15 protein-coding genes are annotated in these 16,302 nt (G+C 69.7%); 13 read left to right on the top strand and 2 right to left on the bottom strand.

Annotated elements, in window-relative coordinates:
- Nucleotides 1-56: 56 nt before the first annotated feature.
- The gene (locus tag HCX50_RS03650) at nt 57-1,952 is read right to left on the bottom strand and encodes a heavy metal translocating P-type ATPase (RefSeq protein ID WP_167633052.1); all 1,896 of its coding nucleotides are present in this window, start codon (nt 1,950-1,952) and stop codon (nt 57-59) included.
- A 177-nt stretch (nt 1,953-2,129) separates the two neighbouring features.
- Between HCX50_RS03650 and HCX50_RS03645 the strand changes: the two genes are divergently transcribed.
- The 11 genes from HCX50_RS03645 to HCX50_RS03595 all read left to right on the top strand — a co-directional run bounded on the left by HCX50_RS03645 (nt 2,130) and on the right by HCX50_RS03595 (nt 13,188).
- Nucleotides 2,130-3,416: an adenylosuccinate synthase gene (locus tag HCX50_RS03645; protein WP_167633051.1), complete on the top strand. Its 1,287-nt coding sequence runs from the start codon at nt 2,130-2,132 to the stop codon at nt 3,414-3,416.
- A gap of 11 nt (nt 3,417-3,427) precedes the next feature.
- On the top strand, nt 3,428-4,537 hold the full coding sequence (locus HCX50_RS03640) for a lactonase family protein (protein WP_167633050.1): 1,110 nt from the start codon (nt 3,428-3,430) through the stop codon (nt 4,535-4,537).
- A 69-nt stretch (nt 4,538-4,606) separates the two neighbouring features.
- Nucleotides 4,607-5,998, top strand: coding sequence for an MFS transporter (locus HCX50_RS03635; RefSeq protein ID WP_167633049.1), 1,392 nt, complete (start codon nt 4,607-4,609; stop codon nt 5,996-5,998).
- Nucleotides 5,995-7,041 (top strand): alcohol dehydrogenase catalytic domain-containing protein, encoded by a 1,047-nt coding sequence (locus HCX50_RS03630; protein WP_205828766.1) that lies wholly within the window; start codon nt 5,995-5,997, stop codon nt 7,039-7,041. Before HCX50_RS03635 ends, HCX50_RS03630 begins: the two co-directional genes overlap by 4 nt.
- 73 nt (nt 7,042-7,114) lie before the next feature.
- Entirely contained in the window at nt 7,115-7,696 is a 582-nt protein-coding gene (locus HCX50_RS03625) for a biotin transporter BioY (protein WP_091033407.1), read from the top strand.
- Nucleotides 7,697-8,030: 334 nt separating this feature from the next.
- Nucleotides 8,031-9,467, top strand: a complete 1,437-nt coding sequence (locus HCX50_RS03620; protein ID WP_167633048.1) for a dihydrolipoyl dehydrogenase family protein — start codon at nt 8,031-8,033, stop codon at nt 9,465-9,467.
- 140 nt (nt 9,468-9,607) lie between these two features.
- Nucleotides 9,608-9,910: a DUF427 domain-containing protein gene (locus HCX50_RS03615; protein ID WP_091033401.1), complete on the top strand. Its 303-nt coding sequence runs from the start codon at nt 9,608-9,610 to the stop codon at nt 9,908-9,910.
- A gap of 43 nt (nt 9,911-9,953) precedes the next feature.
- On the top strand, nt 9,954-10,826 hold the full coding sequence (locus HCX50_RS03610; protein ID WP_167633047.1) for an ABC transporter ATP-binding protein: 873 nt from the start codon (nt 9,954-9,956) through the stop codon (nt 10,824-10,826).
- Entirely contained in the window at nt 10,823-11,503 is a 681-nt protein-coding gene (locus tag HCX50_RS03605) for an ABC transporter permease (protein WP_091033396.1), read from the top strand. The genes HCX50_RS03610 and HCX50_RS03605 overlap by 4 nt, the downstream gene beginning before the upstream one ends.
- Nucleotides 11,500-12,225, top strand: a complete 726-nt coding sequence (locus HCX50_RS03600; protein WP_091033441.1) for an ABC transporter permease — start codon at nt 11,500-11,502, stop codon at nt 12,223-12,225. The genes HCX50_RS03605 and HCX50_RS03600 overlap by 4 nt, the downstream gene beginning before the upstream one ends.
- 48 nt (nt 12,226-12,273) lie before the next feature.
- Nucleotides 12,274-13,188, top strand: coding sequence for an ABC transporter substrate-binding protein (locus tag HCX50_RS03595; RefSeq protein ID WP_091033393.1), 915 nt, complete (start codon nt 12,274-12,276; stop codon nt 13,186-13,188).
- Nucleotides 13,189-13,256: 68 nt separating this feature from the next.
- Here HCX50_RS03595 and HCX50_RS03590 read toward each other — a convergent pair whose 3' ends face one another.
- Nucleotides 13,257-14,507, bottom strand: coding sequence for an AI-2E family transporter (locus HCX50_RS03590; protein ID WP_167633046.1), 1,251 nt, complete (start codon nt 14,505-14,507; stop codon nt 13,257-13,259).
- A gap of 62 nt (nt 14,508-14,569) precedes the next feature.
- Here HCX50_RS03590 and HCX50_RS03585 point away from each other — a divergent pair, with 62 nt between their 5' ends.
- Both HCX50_RS03585 and HCX50_RS03580 read left to right on the top strand, forming a co-directional pair.
- Entirely contained in the window at nt 14,570-14,869 is a 300-nt protein-coding gene (locus HCX50_RS03585; protein WP_091033387.1) for a chorismate mutase, read from the top strand.
- A gap of 160 nt (nt 14,870-15,029) precedes the next feature.
- Nucleotides 15,030-16,229 carry an ROK family protein gene (locus HCX50_RS03580; RefSeq protein ID WP_167633045.1) on the top strand — a complete coding sequence of 400 codons (1,200 nt, stop codon included), beginning with the start codon at nt 15,030-15,032 and terminating at the stop codon, nt 16,227-16,229.
- Nucleotides 16,230-16,302 lie beyond the last annotated feature (73 nt).

The raw sequence follows: 16,302 nt of genomic DNA, 5'->3' as shown, positions 1-16,302 counted from the left end.
GAAGTGCCAACTGCCATCGGATTTCAGACGACTCGCCGACGCGCCGGACTGCCGACTCAGGAACTGCGGGTTGCCACCGTCTCATCGGCATCCAACAGCGAGGGAAGTGCGGCCGACGGCCCGCTGAGCGCGCGCAGCGCATAGAGGATCGTCGCGAGGTCGACCAGCTCCTGGACCAGCGCACCGACGACCGCCGGAATGATGCCGGTCATCGCGACGAGCATGAGCCCCACGCTCAGGGCGATCCCGATCCAGATCGCGGTGAGGGCGACACGCAGCGTGTGCCGACCGATGGACACGGCATCGACCACCTTGGCCAACGAGTCGACGAGGATGACGACATCGGCGGCGTCTCCGGCGGCGGTGGCGCCCTTGGCTCCCATCGCGATGCCGACGTCGGAGGCGGCGAGCACCGGGGCGTCGTTGACCCCGTCGCCGACCATCATCACCGGACGCGGCTCGATCTCGGCAGCGAGGCGGACCTTCTCGGGCGGCAGCAGCTCGGCATGAACCTCGTCGATGCCCACCTGTCGAGCGACGGACTCCGCCGTGGGGCGCACGTCGCCCGTCAGCACGGCCAGGCGGGAGACGCCGTGCGTGCGCAACCAGGTGACGACGGCGGCCGCTTCCGGACGGGGGTGATCGGCGAGGACCAGCGCGCCGGCGAAGCGTCGGTCGACCGCGACGTACGCGGCGGCTTCGCTGGTGTCGAGCACGGCCCGGACCGTGTCGGGGGCGAGGGAGGCGACGTACGCGGGCTTCCCCACGACGACCTCCTTCCCGGCGATCCGGGCGACCACCCCGTTCGTCGCCTCCTCGCGCGCCTCCTCGGCGCTGTGGAGGGCGAGACCGCGCTGTAGGGCGGCACGGCGGATGCCATCGGCGAGAACGTGCGAGGAGTACTGTTCGGCGGACGCGGCGAGTTGCAGGATCTCGTCCTGCTCGAAGCCGGGGGCCGGACGGATGTCGATGAGCTCGGGGCGGCCCCGCGTGAGGGTGCCGGTCTTGTCGAAGGCAGCCGAGCGGATACGGGCGATCTGCTCGATCACGGCGCCCCCCTTCATGATCACTCCCGCTTTCGCTGCGCGAGAGAGACCGCCGAGGAAGGCGACGGGTGCGGCGATCAGCAGCGGGCATGGCGTCGCCAGCACGAGCACCTCGGCGAAGCGGGTGGAGTCGCCGGACAGCGCCCACGCGGCGCCGGCCAGCACGAGCGAGACGGCGGTGAACGGGATCGCGAACCGATCGGCCAGGCGCACGACCGGTGCGTGTGAGTCCTCGGCGGCGTGGACGAGCGCGACGATCTGCTGGTACTGGCTGTCGGCTCCTACACGCGCAGCGCGCATCCGCACCGCGCGTGTTCCGTTGATCGAGCCCGACAGCACCTCCGCGCCCGCCTCACGGGTGACCGGCATGCTCTCGCCCGTGAGCGAGGACTCGTCGAAGGTTCCCTCATCCGAGAGCAGCACGCCATCGACCGGCACGATCTCCGACGGGCGTACCAGGATGAGGTCGCCCACCACCACGTCGTCGACGGGGATGTCCCTGGCCTCCTCCGAATCCGCCGACTGCGACGGGTGCAGCACGTGAGCCGCACGCGGGGAGCGGTCCAGCAGGGCGGACAGATCCCGTCTGGCACGACGACCTGCGAAGTCCTCGAGCGCTTCTCCGCCCGAGAGCATCAGCACGATGATGAGCGACGCGATGTACTCTCCGACGGCGAGCGTGGCAGCCATCGCCACGACGGCCAGGATGTCGAGGCCGACCTGACCCCGCAGCACGTCGCGCACCATCCCGATCAGGGTCCAGACGATGACCGCGGCCACGTAGGCCGTGGCGATCCAGCGTCCGATCCCCTGTGCACCGAGGGAGTGCAGGATCAGCACCACGGCGAAGACGACGACGGTGATCGTGATCACCGGGTAGCGCCACAGAAGGCGGACGATTCGCATGCCTCAGCTTCGCGCACTCCGTCGCCTAATGCACCGGTGCGGCCGAACCGTTCGTGCCTGCTTCCGGACGGGCGCCCGGCCGGAAGGGCGTCGGGGAACCCTTCGATAGGATGGGACCGCCCGAAGAGGGCCAGCTCATCAGCCGGTGCGAACCCGGCGAAAGCCAGGGGGATACCCATGCCAGGAATCGTTATCGTCGGCGTGCAGTGGGGCGACGAAGGAAAGGGCAAGGCCACCGATCTTCTCGGTGAGCGCACCGACTGGGTGGTGAAGTTCAACGGCGGCAACAACGCCGGGCACACCGTCGTCGTCGGCGACGAGAAGTACGCCCTGCACCTGCTGCCCTCCGGCATCCTCTCTCCGGGTGTGACGCCCGTGATCGGCAACGGCGTGGTCGTCGACCTCGAGGTGCTGTTCTTCGAGCTCGAGGCGCTCTCCGCGCGTGGCATCGACGTGTCGCGGCTCAAGGTCAGCGCCAACGCGCACATCATCACGCAGTACCACCGCACGCTCGACAAGGTCACCGAGCGCTTCCTCGGCAAGCGCATGATCGGCACGACCGGTCGCGGCATCGGTCCGGCCTACGCCGACAAGATCAACCGCGTCGGCATCCGCGTGCAGGACCTGTTCGACGAGAACATCCTGCGCCAGAAGGTCGAGGGCGCACTCGACCAGAAGAACCACCTGCTGGTGAAGATCTTCAACCGTCGCGCGATCACCGCCGACGAGGTCGTCGAAGACCTGCTCTCCTACGCCGAGCGGCTGCGGCCGATGGTCGCCGACACCGGTTACCTGATCGCCCAGGCGCTCGACCGCGGCGAGGTCGTCGTGTTCGAGGGCGGCCAGGCCACCATGCTCGACATCGACCACGGCACCTACCCGTTCGTCACCTCCTCTTCGGCCACGGCCGGCGGGGCTGCGACCGGCGCAGGAGTCGGCCCCGGTGCGCTCGACCGCATCGTCGGCATCGTCAAGGCGTACACGACCCGCGTCGGCTCGGGCCCGTTCCCGACCGAGCTGTTCGACGAGCAGGGCGAGTGGCTGCGCAAGCAGGGCTTCGAGTTCGGCACCACGACCGGCCGTCCGCGCCGCGTGGGCTGGTACGACGCGCCCATCACCCGCTACGCGACCCGCATCAACGGCATCACCGACCTGGTGCTCACCAAGCTCGACATCCTCACCGGTCTCGAGCAGATCCCGGTGTGCGTGGCCTACGACGTCGACGGTGAGCGGTTCGACGAGGTGCCGGTCAACCAGACCGACTTCCACCACGCGAAGCCGATCCTGGAGTACTTCCCCGGCTGGAGCGAAGACATCTCGGTCGCGCGCACCTTCGACGACCTGCCGAAGAACGCGCAGGACTACGTGCTCGCGCTCGAGAAGATGAGCAACACCCGCATCTCGGTGATCGGGGTCGGCCCCGAGCGCGACCAGGTCGTCGTCCGCCACGGCCTGCTCGACTGACCCGGCGCTCCATGACGCGATTCTGGCTCGGCGGCTACGGCCCCGGCATGGATGGGCAGGCCGAGGGCATCGGCCTGCTCGCGGGGGATGAGGGCCGTGAGGCCAGCACGCTCGCCTACCGCGGTGCCGTCGTGGAGACGCCCTCGCCGTCGTGGCTGGCGCAGCATCCGTCCCTCGACGTCGTCTACGCGTCGCTCGAGGGCGACTCCGCCGTGCAGGCCTTCTCGCGCACCGGCGAATCGGCGCTCACTCCGCTGGGTCCGCCCGCGGTGGTCGGCGACACCGTCTGCCACGTGGCGGTCGCCCCGAACGGCTCGGCGCTGGTCGCCAGCTGCTACGGTGACGGCCGCGTGGTGCGGTTCGACCTCGATCCGGAGGGGCGCATCCTGCCCGCGAAGCCGGATGCCGCCGCAGCTCTCCGCGCGGCCCTGTTCGGTGACGACGTCGACCCGGATGCTCCGGCCGCGACCCCTCCCGGCGACGGCGTCGCGGCGGTCGACCCGTATGCGGTCGGCGGCGACCGCGTCTCGCGCGCCCACGCCGCCGTGTTCCTTCCCGAAGGCCGCATCGCCACGACCGACCTCGGATTCGACCTCGTGCGGTTCTGGCGGCAGAGCGGCACCGGTCTTACCCTCGATCACGAGGTCGTGCTGCCCCTCGGAACCGGACCGCGGCACATGGTCGTGCACCCCAGTGGACACCTGCACGTCGTGACGGAGTACTCGTGCGAGGTGTTCACGCTCGCTCGCGCGGCGAACGGCACCTGGAGTGTCGTGTCGGTGACCATGGCGAGCCCGATCGCCGAGGTGGGCACGGACTTCCCGGCCGAGCTCGCCCGCACTCGTGACGGGCACTTCCTCTACACGGCCCTGCGCGGAAGCAACACCATCGCGGCGTTGCGGGTGCGCGGCGGGGGCGAGGCTCTGGAGTCCGTGGCCCTCGCCGATGCGGGAGTGGACTGGCCGCGGCACCACCTGATCCACGAGGGCAAGATGCTTGTCGCCGGACAGCGCTCCGACACGATCACGCTGCTCGACCTCGACGAGCGCACGGGCGCGCCCCTCGGCATCCGTCATGAGGCACAGGTCCCGACGCCGACGCACTTCCTGCCCGTGCGCTGAAGCCCCGCAGTCGCACTCGCGAAGCCCGCGCTTGACCTCGACCTCACTTGAGGTTCTAGCGTCGTCTCCATGACCACAGAGACCGGGCAGACGCCCGCGCCGGCCGCACCCGCACCGCGCATCCTGAACAGCGAGTACGTCTGGATCACCATCGGTGCGTGCGCGCTCGTGTTCCTCGGGGCGTTCGAGTCGCTCGCCGTGACCACGGTCATGCCGACGGTGAGCGCCGATCTCGGCGGCGAGCGGCTGTATGCGCTCGCATTCGCCGGACCCCTCGCCACCGGGGTCATCGGCATGGTGATCGCGGGGAACTGGGCCGATCGTCGTGGCCCGGTGGCGCCGCTCTACACGGCCGTCGCGATGTTCGTGTTCGGGCTGCTCGTCGCGGGGCTCGCGCCGAGCATGGAGGTCCTCGTGGCGGGCAGGTTCGCGCAGGGGCTCGGCAGCGGAGGGCTCATGGTCGCGCTCTACGTCGTGGTCGCCCGTGTCTACCCGCAGGCGCTGCACCCGGCGATCTTCGCCGGGTTCGCGGCCGCCTGGGTCATCCCCTCGCTCATCGGTCCGACGGTTGCGGGAGCGGTGACCGAGCTCTGGAGCTGGCACTGGGTCTTCCTCGGTGTCGTCATCCTCGTGCTCGTGGCGCTGCTCATGGTCATCCCCGCCCTGCGCGGGCTCGCGAACGACGGCGATGCGTCGACGCCCTGGGCGTTCGGGAGGCTCGGCTGGTCGGTGCTGGCCGCCGTCGCCGTGCTCGCGCTGAACCTGGTCGGCGACATCCCCGGGGTCGGGCCGGTGCTGGCGCTCATGGCCGTGGTGGTTGCCCTCATCGCGGTGCGCCCACTGGTCCCGCGCGGCACCCTTCGCGCCCGGCGAGGGCTGCCCTCGGTCATCCTCGTCCGCGGGGTGGCGGCCGCCGGGTTCTTCGGCGCACAGGTCTACGTGCCCTATCTGCTGACCGATCGCTATGAGCTCTCGCCGACGCTCGCGGGACTCTCTCTCACCGGCGGCGCGCTCGCCTGGTCTCTCGCCGCGACCGTCCAGGGGCGGATGGGTGTGCGGCTCTCGAGCGTCACGGCCGTGCGGCTGGGGACGATCCTCGTACTGGCCGGCATCCTGCTGACGGTTGCGACCGCGGGCTTCCGCTGGGACGCCCTGATGGTCGCGGTCGCCTGGGTCATCGCGGGGATGGGGATGGGGTTGATGAGTCCGCGCACCAGCGCCCTCACGCTCGCGATGTCGACGCCGGAGAATCAGGGCTTCAACAGCGGCGCGATGACCGTCGCCGACTCGTTCGGCAGTGCCATGGCTCTGGCCATCACCGGAACGTTGTTCACCGCGCTCGCTGCCGCGGATCCGTTCCTCGGGGTGTTCGTGCTGGCGGCGGTCGTCGCCTTCGCGGCGGCGGTCCTCGCGCCGCGGATCCGTGTCGGATCCGTCGATGAAGAGGGGGCGGCCGCATGAGCGTGGATGCGGGGATCACCGAAGAGCAGGAGAGGGAGACCATGCGAGCGATCGTGCAGCGTGAGTTCGGAGCATCCGAGGTGCTGAGGATCGAGGAGGTGCCGCTGCCTGTGCCCGCAGAGGGAGAGGTGCGCGTGCGCGTCGCCGCGGCAGGTGTGCACGCCGTCGACCTCGACATCCGGCGTGATGCGGTGCCGCCGTCGATGCCGCGGCCGACGCTGCCCATGACGCCCGGGCGCGAGATCGCGGGCGTCATCGATGCCGTCGGGGCGGGTGTCGATGCGGGTCTCGGGGGAGAGCGCGTCGTCGCCCACGTCGGCTTCCGCAGCGGCGGGTACGCCGAGTTCGCCCTCGCAGCGGCTTCGGCGCTCCATCCGATCCCCGAGGGTGTGACGTTCTCGGAGGCGGTCGCGACCATCGGCACGGGCCGGACGGCCCAGCTCGTCTGGGACGCCGCGCCGATTCGCTCCACCGACATCGTCGTCATCCCCGGAGCATCGGGCGGTCTCGGCAGTCAACTCGTCCAACTCGCGTTGTCCGAAGGCGCCACGGTCGTCGCGCTCCACGGAGGCCCGGCCAAGCGCGACGTGGTCGAGCGCCTCGGTCTCGGGGGGAAGCGCGCGCGGGGCAGGCTCGTGCCGCTCGATGCGAACGACGGCTCGTGGCCGGAGCGGATGATCGAGATCCTCGACGGAGAGCGGCCGTCGGTGCTGCTCGACGGGGTCGGCGGAGCAGTGGGCCGAGCGGGCCTCGAGAGTCTCGGACGCGGTGCACGCGTCGTGATCATCGGATGGTCGAGCGGAGAGGTCCTCCGCCTCGATTCGGACGACATCGTCCGGGGGTCTCTCACCGTCACCGTTCCTCTCGGGCGTGCGCTCTCCGATCTGCGCGCGCTCGAGGCGCGAGCGCTCGCCGCCCTGGCCGCGGGGCGCACCTCTCCGCCCGTCGACGAGTATCGCCTCGAGGATGCAGCGGCCGCACATGACGCCATCGGGCATCGTCGCCAGCAGGGGAAGGTCGTGCTGGTTCCCGCCGCCGGGTGATTTGCGCGGAGCGGGGCGCGTCCGTACTCTGATGAACGGTGTTCAGGTGAACACCGTTCAGGAAGGATGAACGATGACCGAATCCCCTCGTGACACCAGTGCGACCCTCGGCCGGGTGGCCGTGTTCGCCGCCCTCATCATCGTGCTCGGCACGGTCGTCGTGCCGCTGCCGGGCGGGGTGCCGATCACGGGGCAGACGCTCGGTGTCATGCTCGCCGGTCTCGTGCTCGGCCCGCGCGTCGCTCCCTGGTCGATCGCGGTCGTGCTGGCGCTCGCCGCGGTGGGGCTCCCGGTACTGGCCGGAGGCCGCGGTGGCCTCGGTGTCTTCGTCGGACCGACCGTGGGTTACATGATCGGCTGGATCGTCGGCGTCGTCGTGATCGGTCTCCTCCTGCGGACCGGGCGCTTCACCTGGTGGCGGAGCGCACTGTCCGCCCTCGTCGGGGGCGTTCTCGTCGTCTACGCGTTCGGCATCCCGGTGCAGGCGCTCGTGACCGGCGTTCCCCTCGACCTCACCGCGCTGTCGAGCCTGGCCTTCCTCCCCGGAGACCTGATCAAGGTGACCGCGGCCACCCTCGTCGTCGTCGCCCTGCGTCGCGCCTACCCGCGTGCCTTCGCCGACACCCGTCCGGGCCGGGAGCCCGTCCCCGCCTGACTCGCACGCCGCAGCAGCATCCGCACTCGTCCGGCATCCGCTCCCGCCCGGCATCCGCTCCCGCCCGGCATCCGCTCCCGCCCGGCATCCGCTCCCGCGCCGGTCCATCCGTCGGACCGATGCACGGATGTCGGACGACACGCCGGGTATCCGTCCGACATCCGTGAATCGGTCCGACAAGTGAACCCGGCGGCGCCCGTCGGGTCCGGCAGCCCGGTCCTCGGACTCGCACGCCACGCCGTCGGGAACAAGTCACCCGTGACTCGGCGTTGCTCTTCAGCGAGACTGGGCGACGGAACCGGACGACGGAACCGGACGACGAGAGGTGCGACGCATGACTGCTGCGGAGAAGACCGACGAATACGACCTGATCGTCCTGGGCGGAGGTCCTGTCGGCGAGAACGTCGCCGACCGCGCCGTGCAGGGTGGGCTCACCGCGATCATCGTGGAGAGCGAGCTCGTCGGAGGTGAGTGCTCGTACTGGGCGTGCATGCCGTCGAAGGCGCTGCTGCGTTCGGCGCAGGCCCTCCGCGCGGCGCAGCACGTGGCCGGCGCCTCTCAGGCCGTGACCGGCAAGCTCGACGTGCGGGCCGTCTTCGACCGCCGCGACTCGTTCACCAGCAACTGGTCGGATGATGGGCAGGTGAAGTGGCTCGATTCGGCCGGCATCGACCTGGCCCGCGGCCACGGCAGGCTCACGGGCGAGCGCGAGGTGACGGTGACGGATGCCGATGGCACCGAGCGCGTGCTGCGGGCCCGGCACGCGGTCGCGATCAGCACCGGATCGGATGCCGTCATCCCGCCCATCGACGGGCTCCGCGAGGCCTCCCCGTGGACGAGCCGCGAGGCGACCAGCGCCGAGGAGCTGCCGGAGAGCCTGGCCGTGATCGGCGGAGGCGTGGTGGCCGTCGAGATGGCGACCGCGTACGCCGCGCTCGGCTCGACCGTGACCGTGATCGCCCGCAGCGGACTGCTCGGCGGGATGGAGCCATTCGCGGGCGAGCGGGTGGCCGCGGGGCTGAAGGAACTCGGCGTCGACGTGCGCACCGGAACCGGCACCACGTCGGTCCGCCGTGGTGACACGGGCGTCACCATCACCCTCGACGGGGGCGAGGAGATCACCGCCACCGAGGTGCTCGCCGCGACCGGTCGCTCAGCGCGAAGCGGAGACATCGGGCTCGACGTCGTCGGCCTCGAGCCCGGTGGCTGGATCGCGACGGACGACACCCTGCGGGTCCCCGGCTCCGACTGGCTGTACGCGGTCGGCGACGTGAACGGTCGCGTGCTGCTCACGCATCAGGGCAAGTATCAGGCGCGCGCCGCCGGCGACGTGATCGTCGCGCGCGCGAAGGGTGACGACGTCGACGATGCACCGTGGGGCCGCCATGTCGCCACCGCGGATCAGGCCGCCGTCCCGCAGGTCACGTTCTCGATCCCCGAGGTCGCCTCGGTCGGACTCACCGAGGCCGCTGCGCGCGAGGCGGGGAAAGAGGTGAAAGTCGTCGACTACGACCTGGGCTGGGTCGCCGGCGCGAGCCTCTACGAAGACGGCTTCGAGGGCCAGGCGCGCCTCGTGATCGACACCGAGCGCGACGTCGTGCTGGGCGCGACGTTCGTCGGTCCCGAGGTGGCGGAGCTCGTGCACGCCGCGACCGTGGCCATCGTGGGCGAGGTGCCGATCGCCCGCCTCTGGCACGCGGTGCCGTCATACCCGACCGTGAGCGAGATCTGGCTGCGCCTGCTGGAGGAGTACGGCCGCGATTCCGCCTGATCCGCACGGCGGCAATCCGTTCGAGGAAGCACACCGAACAGCATCCGGATTGTTTCTCACATTGACGGCCCGTGCGCAACCGCCGGGCCGATGTCGCCACCGTCTTATACGCTCGAACCCACATCCGAGGAGGCAGGACCATGAAGGCTGTACTCGCAGGAACCGTCATCGCCGAGGCCGACGAGAGCGAACTCGTCCGCATCGAGGGGAACTGGTACTTCCCACCCGCATCCGTCGCTTCCGGCGCGCTCGTCGAGAGCCCCACGGCGTACACCTGTCCGTGGAAGGGCGCCGCGCAGTACTTCTCGGTGCAGACCGAGGGTGAGCTCCACACCGACTACGCCTGGTCGTATCCGAACCCCTACCCCTCGGCGTTCGACCGCGTGGGCAAGGACTTCTCGGGATACGTGGCCTTCGACCCCCGCGTCGAGGTCGGCCCGTAGCCCCGCCCGCCCTCGCATCGATCGACCTACTGGAGACCAGCCCATGATCGAGTTCCGCAACGTCACGAAGCGGTTCCCCGACGGCACCCTCGCCGTCGACGACTTCAGCCTGGTGCTGCCCTCGCGCAAGACCACCGTGTTCGTCGGCTCGTCCGGCTGCGGCAAGACCACGCTGCTGCGCATGATCAACCGCATGGTCGAGCCCACCTCCGGCGATGTCGAGATCGACGGCGAGAGCGTGCTCGGCGGCGACCCGGTGGCCCTGCGCCGACGCATCGGCTACGTCATGCAGAACTCCGGGCTCATGCCGCACTTCACGGTCATCGACAACGTGGCCACCGTCCTGCGGCTCACCGGGGTGAAGAGGGCCGCTGCCCACCAGCGGGCGCGCGAGCTGCTCGACACGGTCGGGCTCGACCAGGCGCTGGCCGAGCGCTACCCGAGCCAGCTCTCGGGCGGTCAGCAGCAGCGCGTCGGCGTGGCCCGCGGGCTCGCCGCCGACCCGAACATCCTGCTCATGGACGAGCCCTTCGGTGCGGTCGACCCCATCGTGCGGGCCGACCTGCAGCAGGAGACCCTGCGGCTGCAGCGCGAACTCGACAAGACGGTCGTGTTCGTCACGCACGACATCGACGAGGCCTTCCTGCTCGGCGACCAGGTCGTCATCCTCGACAAGGGCGCGCGCATCGTGCAGGTGGGCAGCCCGAGCGAGATCATCGAGAACCCGGTAGACGACTTCGTGGCGGCCTTCATCGGCGCCGACCGCGGCAAGCGGGCGCTGCACCTCAAGCAGACGCCCCGCGGCACCGTGGTGGTCGACGCCGACGGCCGCACGCAGGGCTCGATCATCGACGTTCCGGATGCCGTGACCGACGCGCTGCTGAGCGAGGAGAGCGTGACGAAGGGCGCCCCGTGAACTGGGTCGTCGACAATCTCGGCCTCATCCTCGAGCTCGCCGTGATCCACCTGCAGCAGAGCGTGATCGCGATCGTGCTCGGATTCGTCCTGTCGCTGCCGTTGGGCTGGCTCGCCTGGCGCTACCAGCTGGTGAAGGGACCGGTGATCGTCCTGACCGGGCTGCTGTACACGATCCCGTCGCTCGCGCTGCTGATCCTCCTTCCGTCCGTCGCGGGGTACTCCGCCAGGAGTCCGGTGAACCTGGTGATCGGACTCACGATCTACGCCATCGCGATCCTGGTGCGCGCCGTCTCGGACGGCCTGGACTCGGTCGACCCCGCGATTCGGCAGTCGGCCACCGCGATGGGCTACGGCGGATTCCGTCGGTTCTGGACGGTCGACTTCCCGCTGGCGGGTCCCGTCGTGCTCGCCGGTCTGCGAGTGGCGGCGGTCAGCACCATCTCCCTCGCCACGGTCGGCATCCTGGTCGGGGTGCAGAACCTCGGCTACCTGTTCACCGACGGTCTGCAGCGCCGTATCCTCCCCGAGGTGTTCTCCGGCGTCGTGGCGGTCGTGGTGATCGCGCTCGTCATCGACCTGCTGCTCCTGTTGCTCGGCCGCGCGCTGATGCCGTGGACGCGCGCGGCGAAGACACCGTCCTCCCGGCAGCCGCTCACCCTGAGGACCGCCGCATGAACGTCTTCGCGGATGCGTTCGCCTGGCTCTTCTCCCCCGACCGGTGGGAGGGCCCGTATGCGCTGCCGATCCTGTTCGGTCAGCACATGTACTTCACGCTGATCTCGGTGCTGATCGCCGCCGTCATCGCGCTGCCGCTCGGCTGGCTCATCGGACACACGGGCCGGGGCCGCGAGGTCGCCGTCGCCGTCTCGGGCGCCGCCCGCGCGATTCCCTCGTTCGGTCTCATGGTGCTGTTGGTGCTGCTGCTCGGTGTGCTCCGCGTTCCCGAAGCCGCCATCATCACCTTCGTGCTCCTCGCCATCCCCTCCCTCCTCGCGGGCGCGTATACGGGCCTCGAGGCCATCGACCGTCGGGTGCTCGACTCCGCGAGGGCGATGGGCATGACCGAATGGCAGGTGTTCTGGAAGGTCGAGGTTCCGCTCGGCCTGCCCCTGCTGGTCGGCGGCATTCGAGCGGCGCTCCTCCAGGTGATCGCCACGGTCACGATCGCCGCCTACATCAACCTCGGCGGCCTCGGCCAACCGATCATCCAGGGCATCCCGCTGCGCAAGTTCGACCAGGTGCTCGCCGGAGCGATCCTCGTGGCCGTGCTCGCCCTGGTCATCGACCTGCTCCTCGCCATCGTCCAGCGCGCCGCGGTCCCGGCCGGCGTGCGCGCCACGCCGGGGAAGCGTCGATCGCGCGCAGCCCTGAAGGCCGCGGCCCCGGCCGCCGCCTGACACCGACCCACAGCATCCATCCGTTTGTCCCAGAGAAGAGGAAGTCCCATGTTCACAGCACGCAAGTCACGACTCGCCCTCGCCGGTGGCGTATCGCTCGTCGCGGCGCTCGTCCTCGCCGGCTGCACCAGCAGCAACCCGCTCGACGCGCCCACCGACGACGCGGGCTCGGGTGACAAGACCATCGTCATCGGCTCGCAGGCGTACTACTCCAACGAGATCATCGCCGAGATCTACTCGCAGGCGCTCGAGGCCGCAGGCTTCGACGTCGACGAGCAGTTCAGCATCGGCCAGCGCGATGCGTACATGCCCGATGTCGAGTCCGGGGCGATCGACGTCTTCCCGGAGTACACCGGCAGCCTGCTGGAGTACATCTCGGACGACGAGGTCGACGTCACCGCGCCGGACGAGGTCTACGAGGCGCTGAAGGAGGCCCTGCCCGAAGGCCTGACCGCCCTCGACTTCGCCGAGGCCTCCGATCAGGACACCTACACGGTGCTGAAGAGCTTCGCGGAGGAGAACGGTGTCACCTCCATCGGTGACCTCGCCAAGGTCACGTCGGAGGTGACGATCGGCGCGGCTCCCGAGTTCGAGGAGCGTCCGTACGGCCCCGCAGCGGCGAAGGAGACCTACGGAGTCGACCTGAAGTTCTCGGCGACCGGCCCGACCACTCTCGAGTCGCTGCTCGCCGGCAAGATCCAGGTCGCCGACATCTACACCGCCGACCCGGCATTCCAGACCGAAGACATCGTCGCCCTGGAAGACCCGGAGAACCTGATCATCTCGTCGAACGTGGTGCCGATCGTCTCGAGCGACGTCGCCGACGAGGTCTCCGACGTGCTCAACGCGATCAGTGCCAAGCTGACTGCCGAAGAGCTCGTCGCCCTGAACGTGCAGAGCACGGTCGACCAGAAGTCGGCATCCGACATCGCCAAGCAGTGGCTGGCGGACAACGACCTCTGAGTCGTCACCTCGACAGAAGCGCCCGGCCCCTCAGGGGGCCGGGCGCTTCGTCGTCTCGGGAGTGTGGGTCAGACCCGGGCGTCCTGCTTCGGCACCAGGACCTGTTTGATGATGATGAGGATGGATGCCGTGACCGGCACGGCCACGAGCGCGCCGAGCAGTCCCAGCAGGGTGCCGCCCGCGAGGGCGCCGATCACGACGAGCGAGCCCGGGACGGAGACGGCCCGGTTCATCACGCGCGGGGTGATCACGTAGGCCTCGATCTGCATGTAGACGAGATAGATCGCGGCGAAGACGAGTGCGGCGATCGGGTTACTGAAGAGGGCCAGGCAGGTGCCGAGGATCCAGAACAGCACCGAGCCCACCAGCGGGATGAGGGTGACGCAGAATGCGATCGCCGCCATCAACGGGGGGAACGGCAGCCCGAGGAAGAAGTAGAGCAGGAACGCCAGCGTCGCGTTGCAGAACGCGAGCACCACCATGCCCATCACGTATCCGCCCACCGAGTCGGTGATCTGGTCGGTGATGTCTCCGGCGCGAGCACGATCGCGGGCCGGGGCGAGACGCAGCAGCCCCTGCTTCATCGCGGGGAGCGACGCGAGGAAGTACAGCGTCAGCACCAGGACGATGATGGCGCCGGAGATGCCGGTGGCGATCGAGGCGCCGACCGCGAGTGCCCCGCCGCCGATCGTCGCCAGGTTGCCGAAGTCGGAGAGGAAGGCCTGCACCTCGGCGACGAGGTCCTGGAACTGATCGCCGAACTGGGCTTCGAGAGTCGCGTAGAGGTCGCTGCGGGTGAACTCCCGGATCATGTCGGGCACGGAGCGGACGAAGCTCGAGATCTGATCGATCACGACCGGGAGGATCATCCACAGCACGAGGGCCACCACGACGATGAGGCTGAGGATCACGACGACGACCGACAGCACCCGCGAGACACCCCGACGCTCCAGGAATCGCACGGCGGGGTCGAGGCCGAGCGCGCCGAACAGCGCCAGGGCGACGTAGATGAGCACGGTCGACAGGCTGGTGAGAGCGAGGCCGATCACGATGGCGCCGAGGCCGCCGAGGGTCACCAGGAAGCCGAAGACGAAGGGGCGATCGATCCGCGTCCAGAAGGAGCGGCTCGGGGTCATCGGCTCGATCACGACCGCACGGGTAGGGGCGGCCTCGGCGGAGGGGACTTCGGATGCCGGTGCGGGGCGGCGGCGGCCGGGCGCGGAAGCCGTGGTGTCGTCCTTGACCGCGTCATCGTCGACAGCGGCACTCGGCACGGCACCGTCGAGGGGCGCGGAGGCAGGCGACTCTTCGTTGCTCATGTGCTCACGATAGCGGTGCGGCAGGTCGAAATCCGGGTGTTCCGCGGCTCTAGAGTAGGGGCATGACCGCCGCCGAGGACCCGAAGGCCGAACTGCTCCGACTTCGCGCCACCATCGACAACATCGACGCCGCACTGATCTTCATGCTGGCCGAGCGCTTCCGCGCGACCCAGCAGGTCGGGCATCTGAAGGCCGATCACGAGATGCCGGCGTCCGACCCGAATCGGGAGGAGCAGCAGGTCGCACGCCTGCGAGCTCTGGCCGAGGAGGCCCATCTCGATCCGGAGTTCGCGCAGAAGTGGTTCAACTTCGTGGTGGCCGAGGTGATCCGCCACCACACCGAAGCGGCCGAGAGCCGCTGAAGGAGGTGCCGGACGGGCGACGGTGTGTGCAGCACTCGCCCGTCCGGAGTTTTGAAGTTCATTGACCAACTAAGTTCAATGAATAAACTTAGGGAGAGACTACGGATCGCGCCACGATCTGTCAACAGCTCGCGACCGACGAGCTCGGAAACGGGAACACATGCTCAACGCGGATGACAGCCTCGACACCCAGGCGTCGGTGCGGCGTGCGAACCTGCGCCGGGCGCTGCAGCTCGTCTTCCGGAATCCGGGCACCCAGACGCGGGCAGGCATCGCGAGGTCGACCGGGCTGACCGCGGCCACCGCGTCGTCCCTGGTCGCCGAGCTCATCGAGGATCGGCTGATCGTCGAGGGGGAGCAGGCCGCGAGCACCGGCGGCAAACGCGCGACCACCCTCAGCGTCGATGCGAGCCACCACCTGATCCTTGTCCTGGTGATCCAGCCGCTCCACGCGCACATCGCCCTCGTCGCGCTCGACGGCACCGAGCTCGAGACACGGCGGGTGACGTACAGCGTGGAGGAGCGCGATCGGTCGCTCGACGAGGCGCTGACCGCTGTCGCCGGGGAGTTCGGAGCGAGACTCCTCGCCGCGGGAGTGCAGTTGCCGGGCACGACCGACGGCCGCTCGGTGCTGGAGAGCGTGCAGTTGAAGTGGGAGGGAGTGCCCCTCGCCGAGCGGTTCGAGCGCATCCTCGACGCACCCGTGCTGCTCATCAACGACGTCGACGCCGAGGCGATCGCCGAAGCGGGGATGGAGGAGTCACCCTCCGGGTACCGGCTCTTCATCCACCTCGGCGGCGGCGTGGGTGCGGCGGTGACGCTGGACGGCGAGCTCGCGCCCGGCCCGCGGGACCGCGCGGGAGAGATCGGCCACGTGCAGGTGGTGTTCGGCGAGGCGGCCCGCCTCTGCCGCTGCGGTCAACGCGGCTGCCTGGAGTCCGCGGCTGCTCTGGGCGCGATGCTCGGGGACGACTTCTCCGATGCCATGGATGCCCCCGAGATCCGGGCGCTCGCGGTGAAGGCCGACGAGGAGCACCTCGACGAGGGCGCCCGTGCGCTCGCCAGGGCGGTCAAACTCATCGGCGCGCTTCTCGACCCGACCGAGGTCGTGATCGGCGGGCCGGCGACCGAGCTCGGACCGCGCTTCCTCGATCGGGTGCGCCGCGAGACCGAGTATCCCGCCCGCGGGACGACGCAGGTGCCGGTCCGCTACGCCGACCCCCGGGTATCGCTCGCCGCCGGTGCCGCGCAGGCCGCCCTGACCTCGGCCCTCGGTGTGCGCTGGAATCCGCTGCAGCTGCGCGCAGCATCCACCTCTGCAGCATCCACTCCCCGCCCTGACCGTCAGCACACAGCCTGAAGGGGTTCTCCCGTTCTGAAGGACCGATTCGAGCATCCGGTCCTTCATTCCACGAGATCTCCTTCAAAACAGG

The sequence above is a fragment of the Microbacterium sp. B19(2022) genome (genome assembly GCF_012030385.1).
Lineage (GTDB): Bacteria > Actinomycetota > Actinomycetes > Actinomycetales > Microbacteriaceae > Microbacterium > Microbacterium oxydans_B.
Note: the sequence above shows the minus strand (reverse complement) of the source record. Positions and strands in the feature narration are given on the sequence as shown.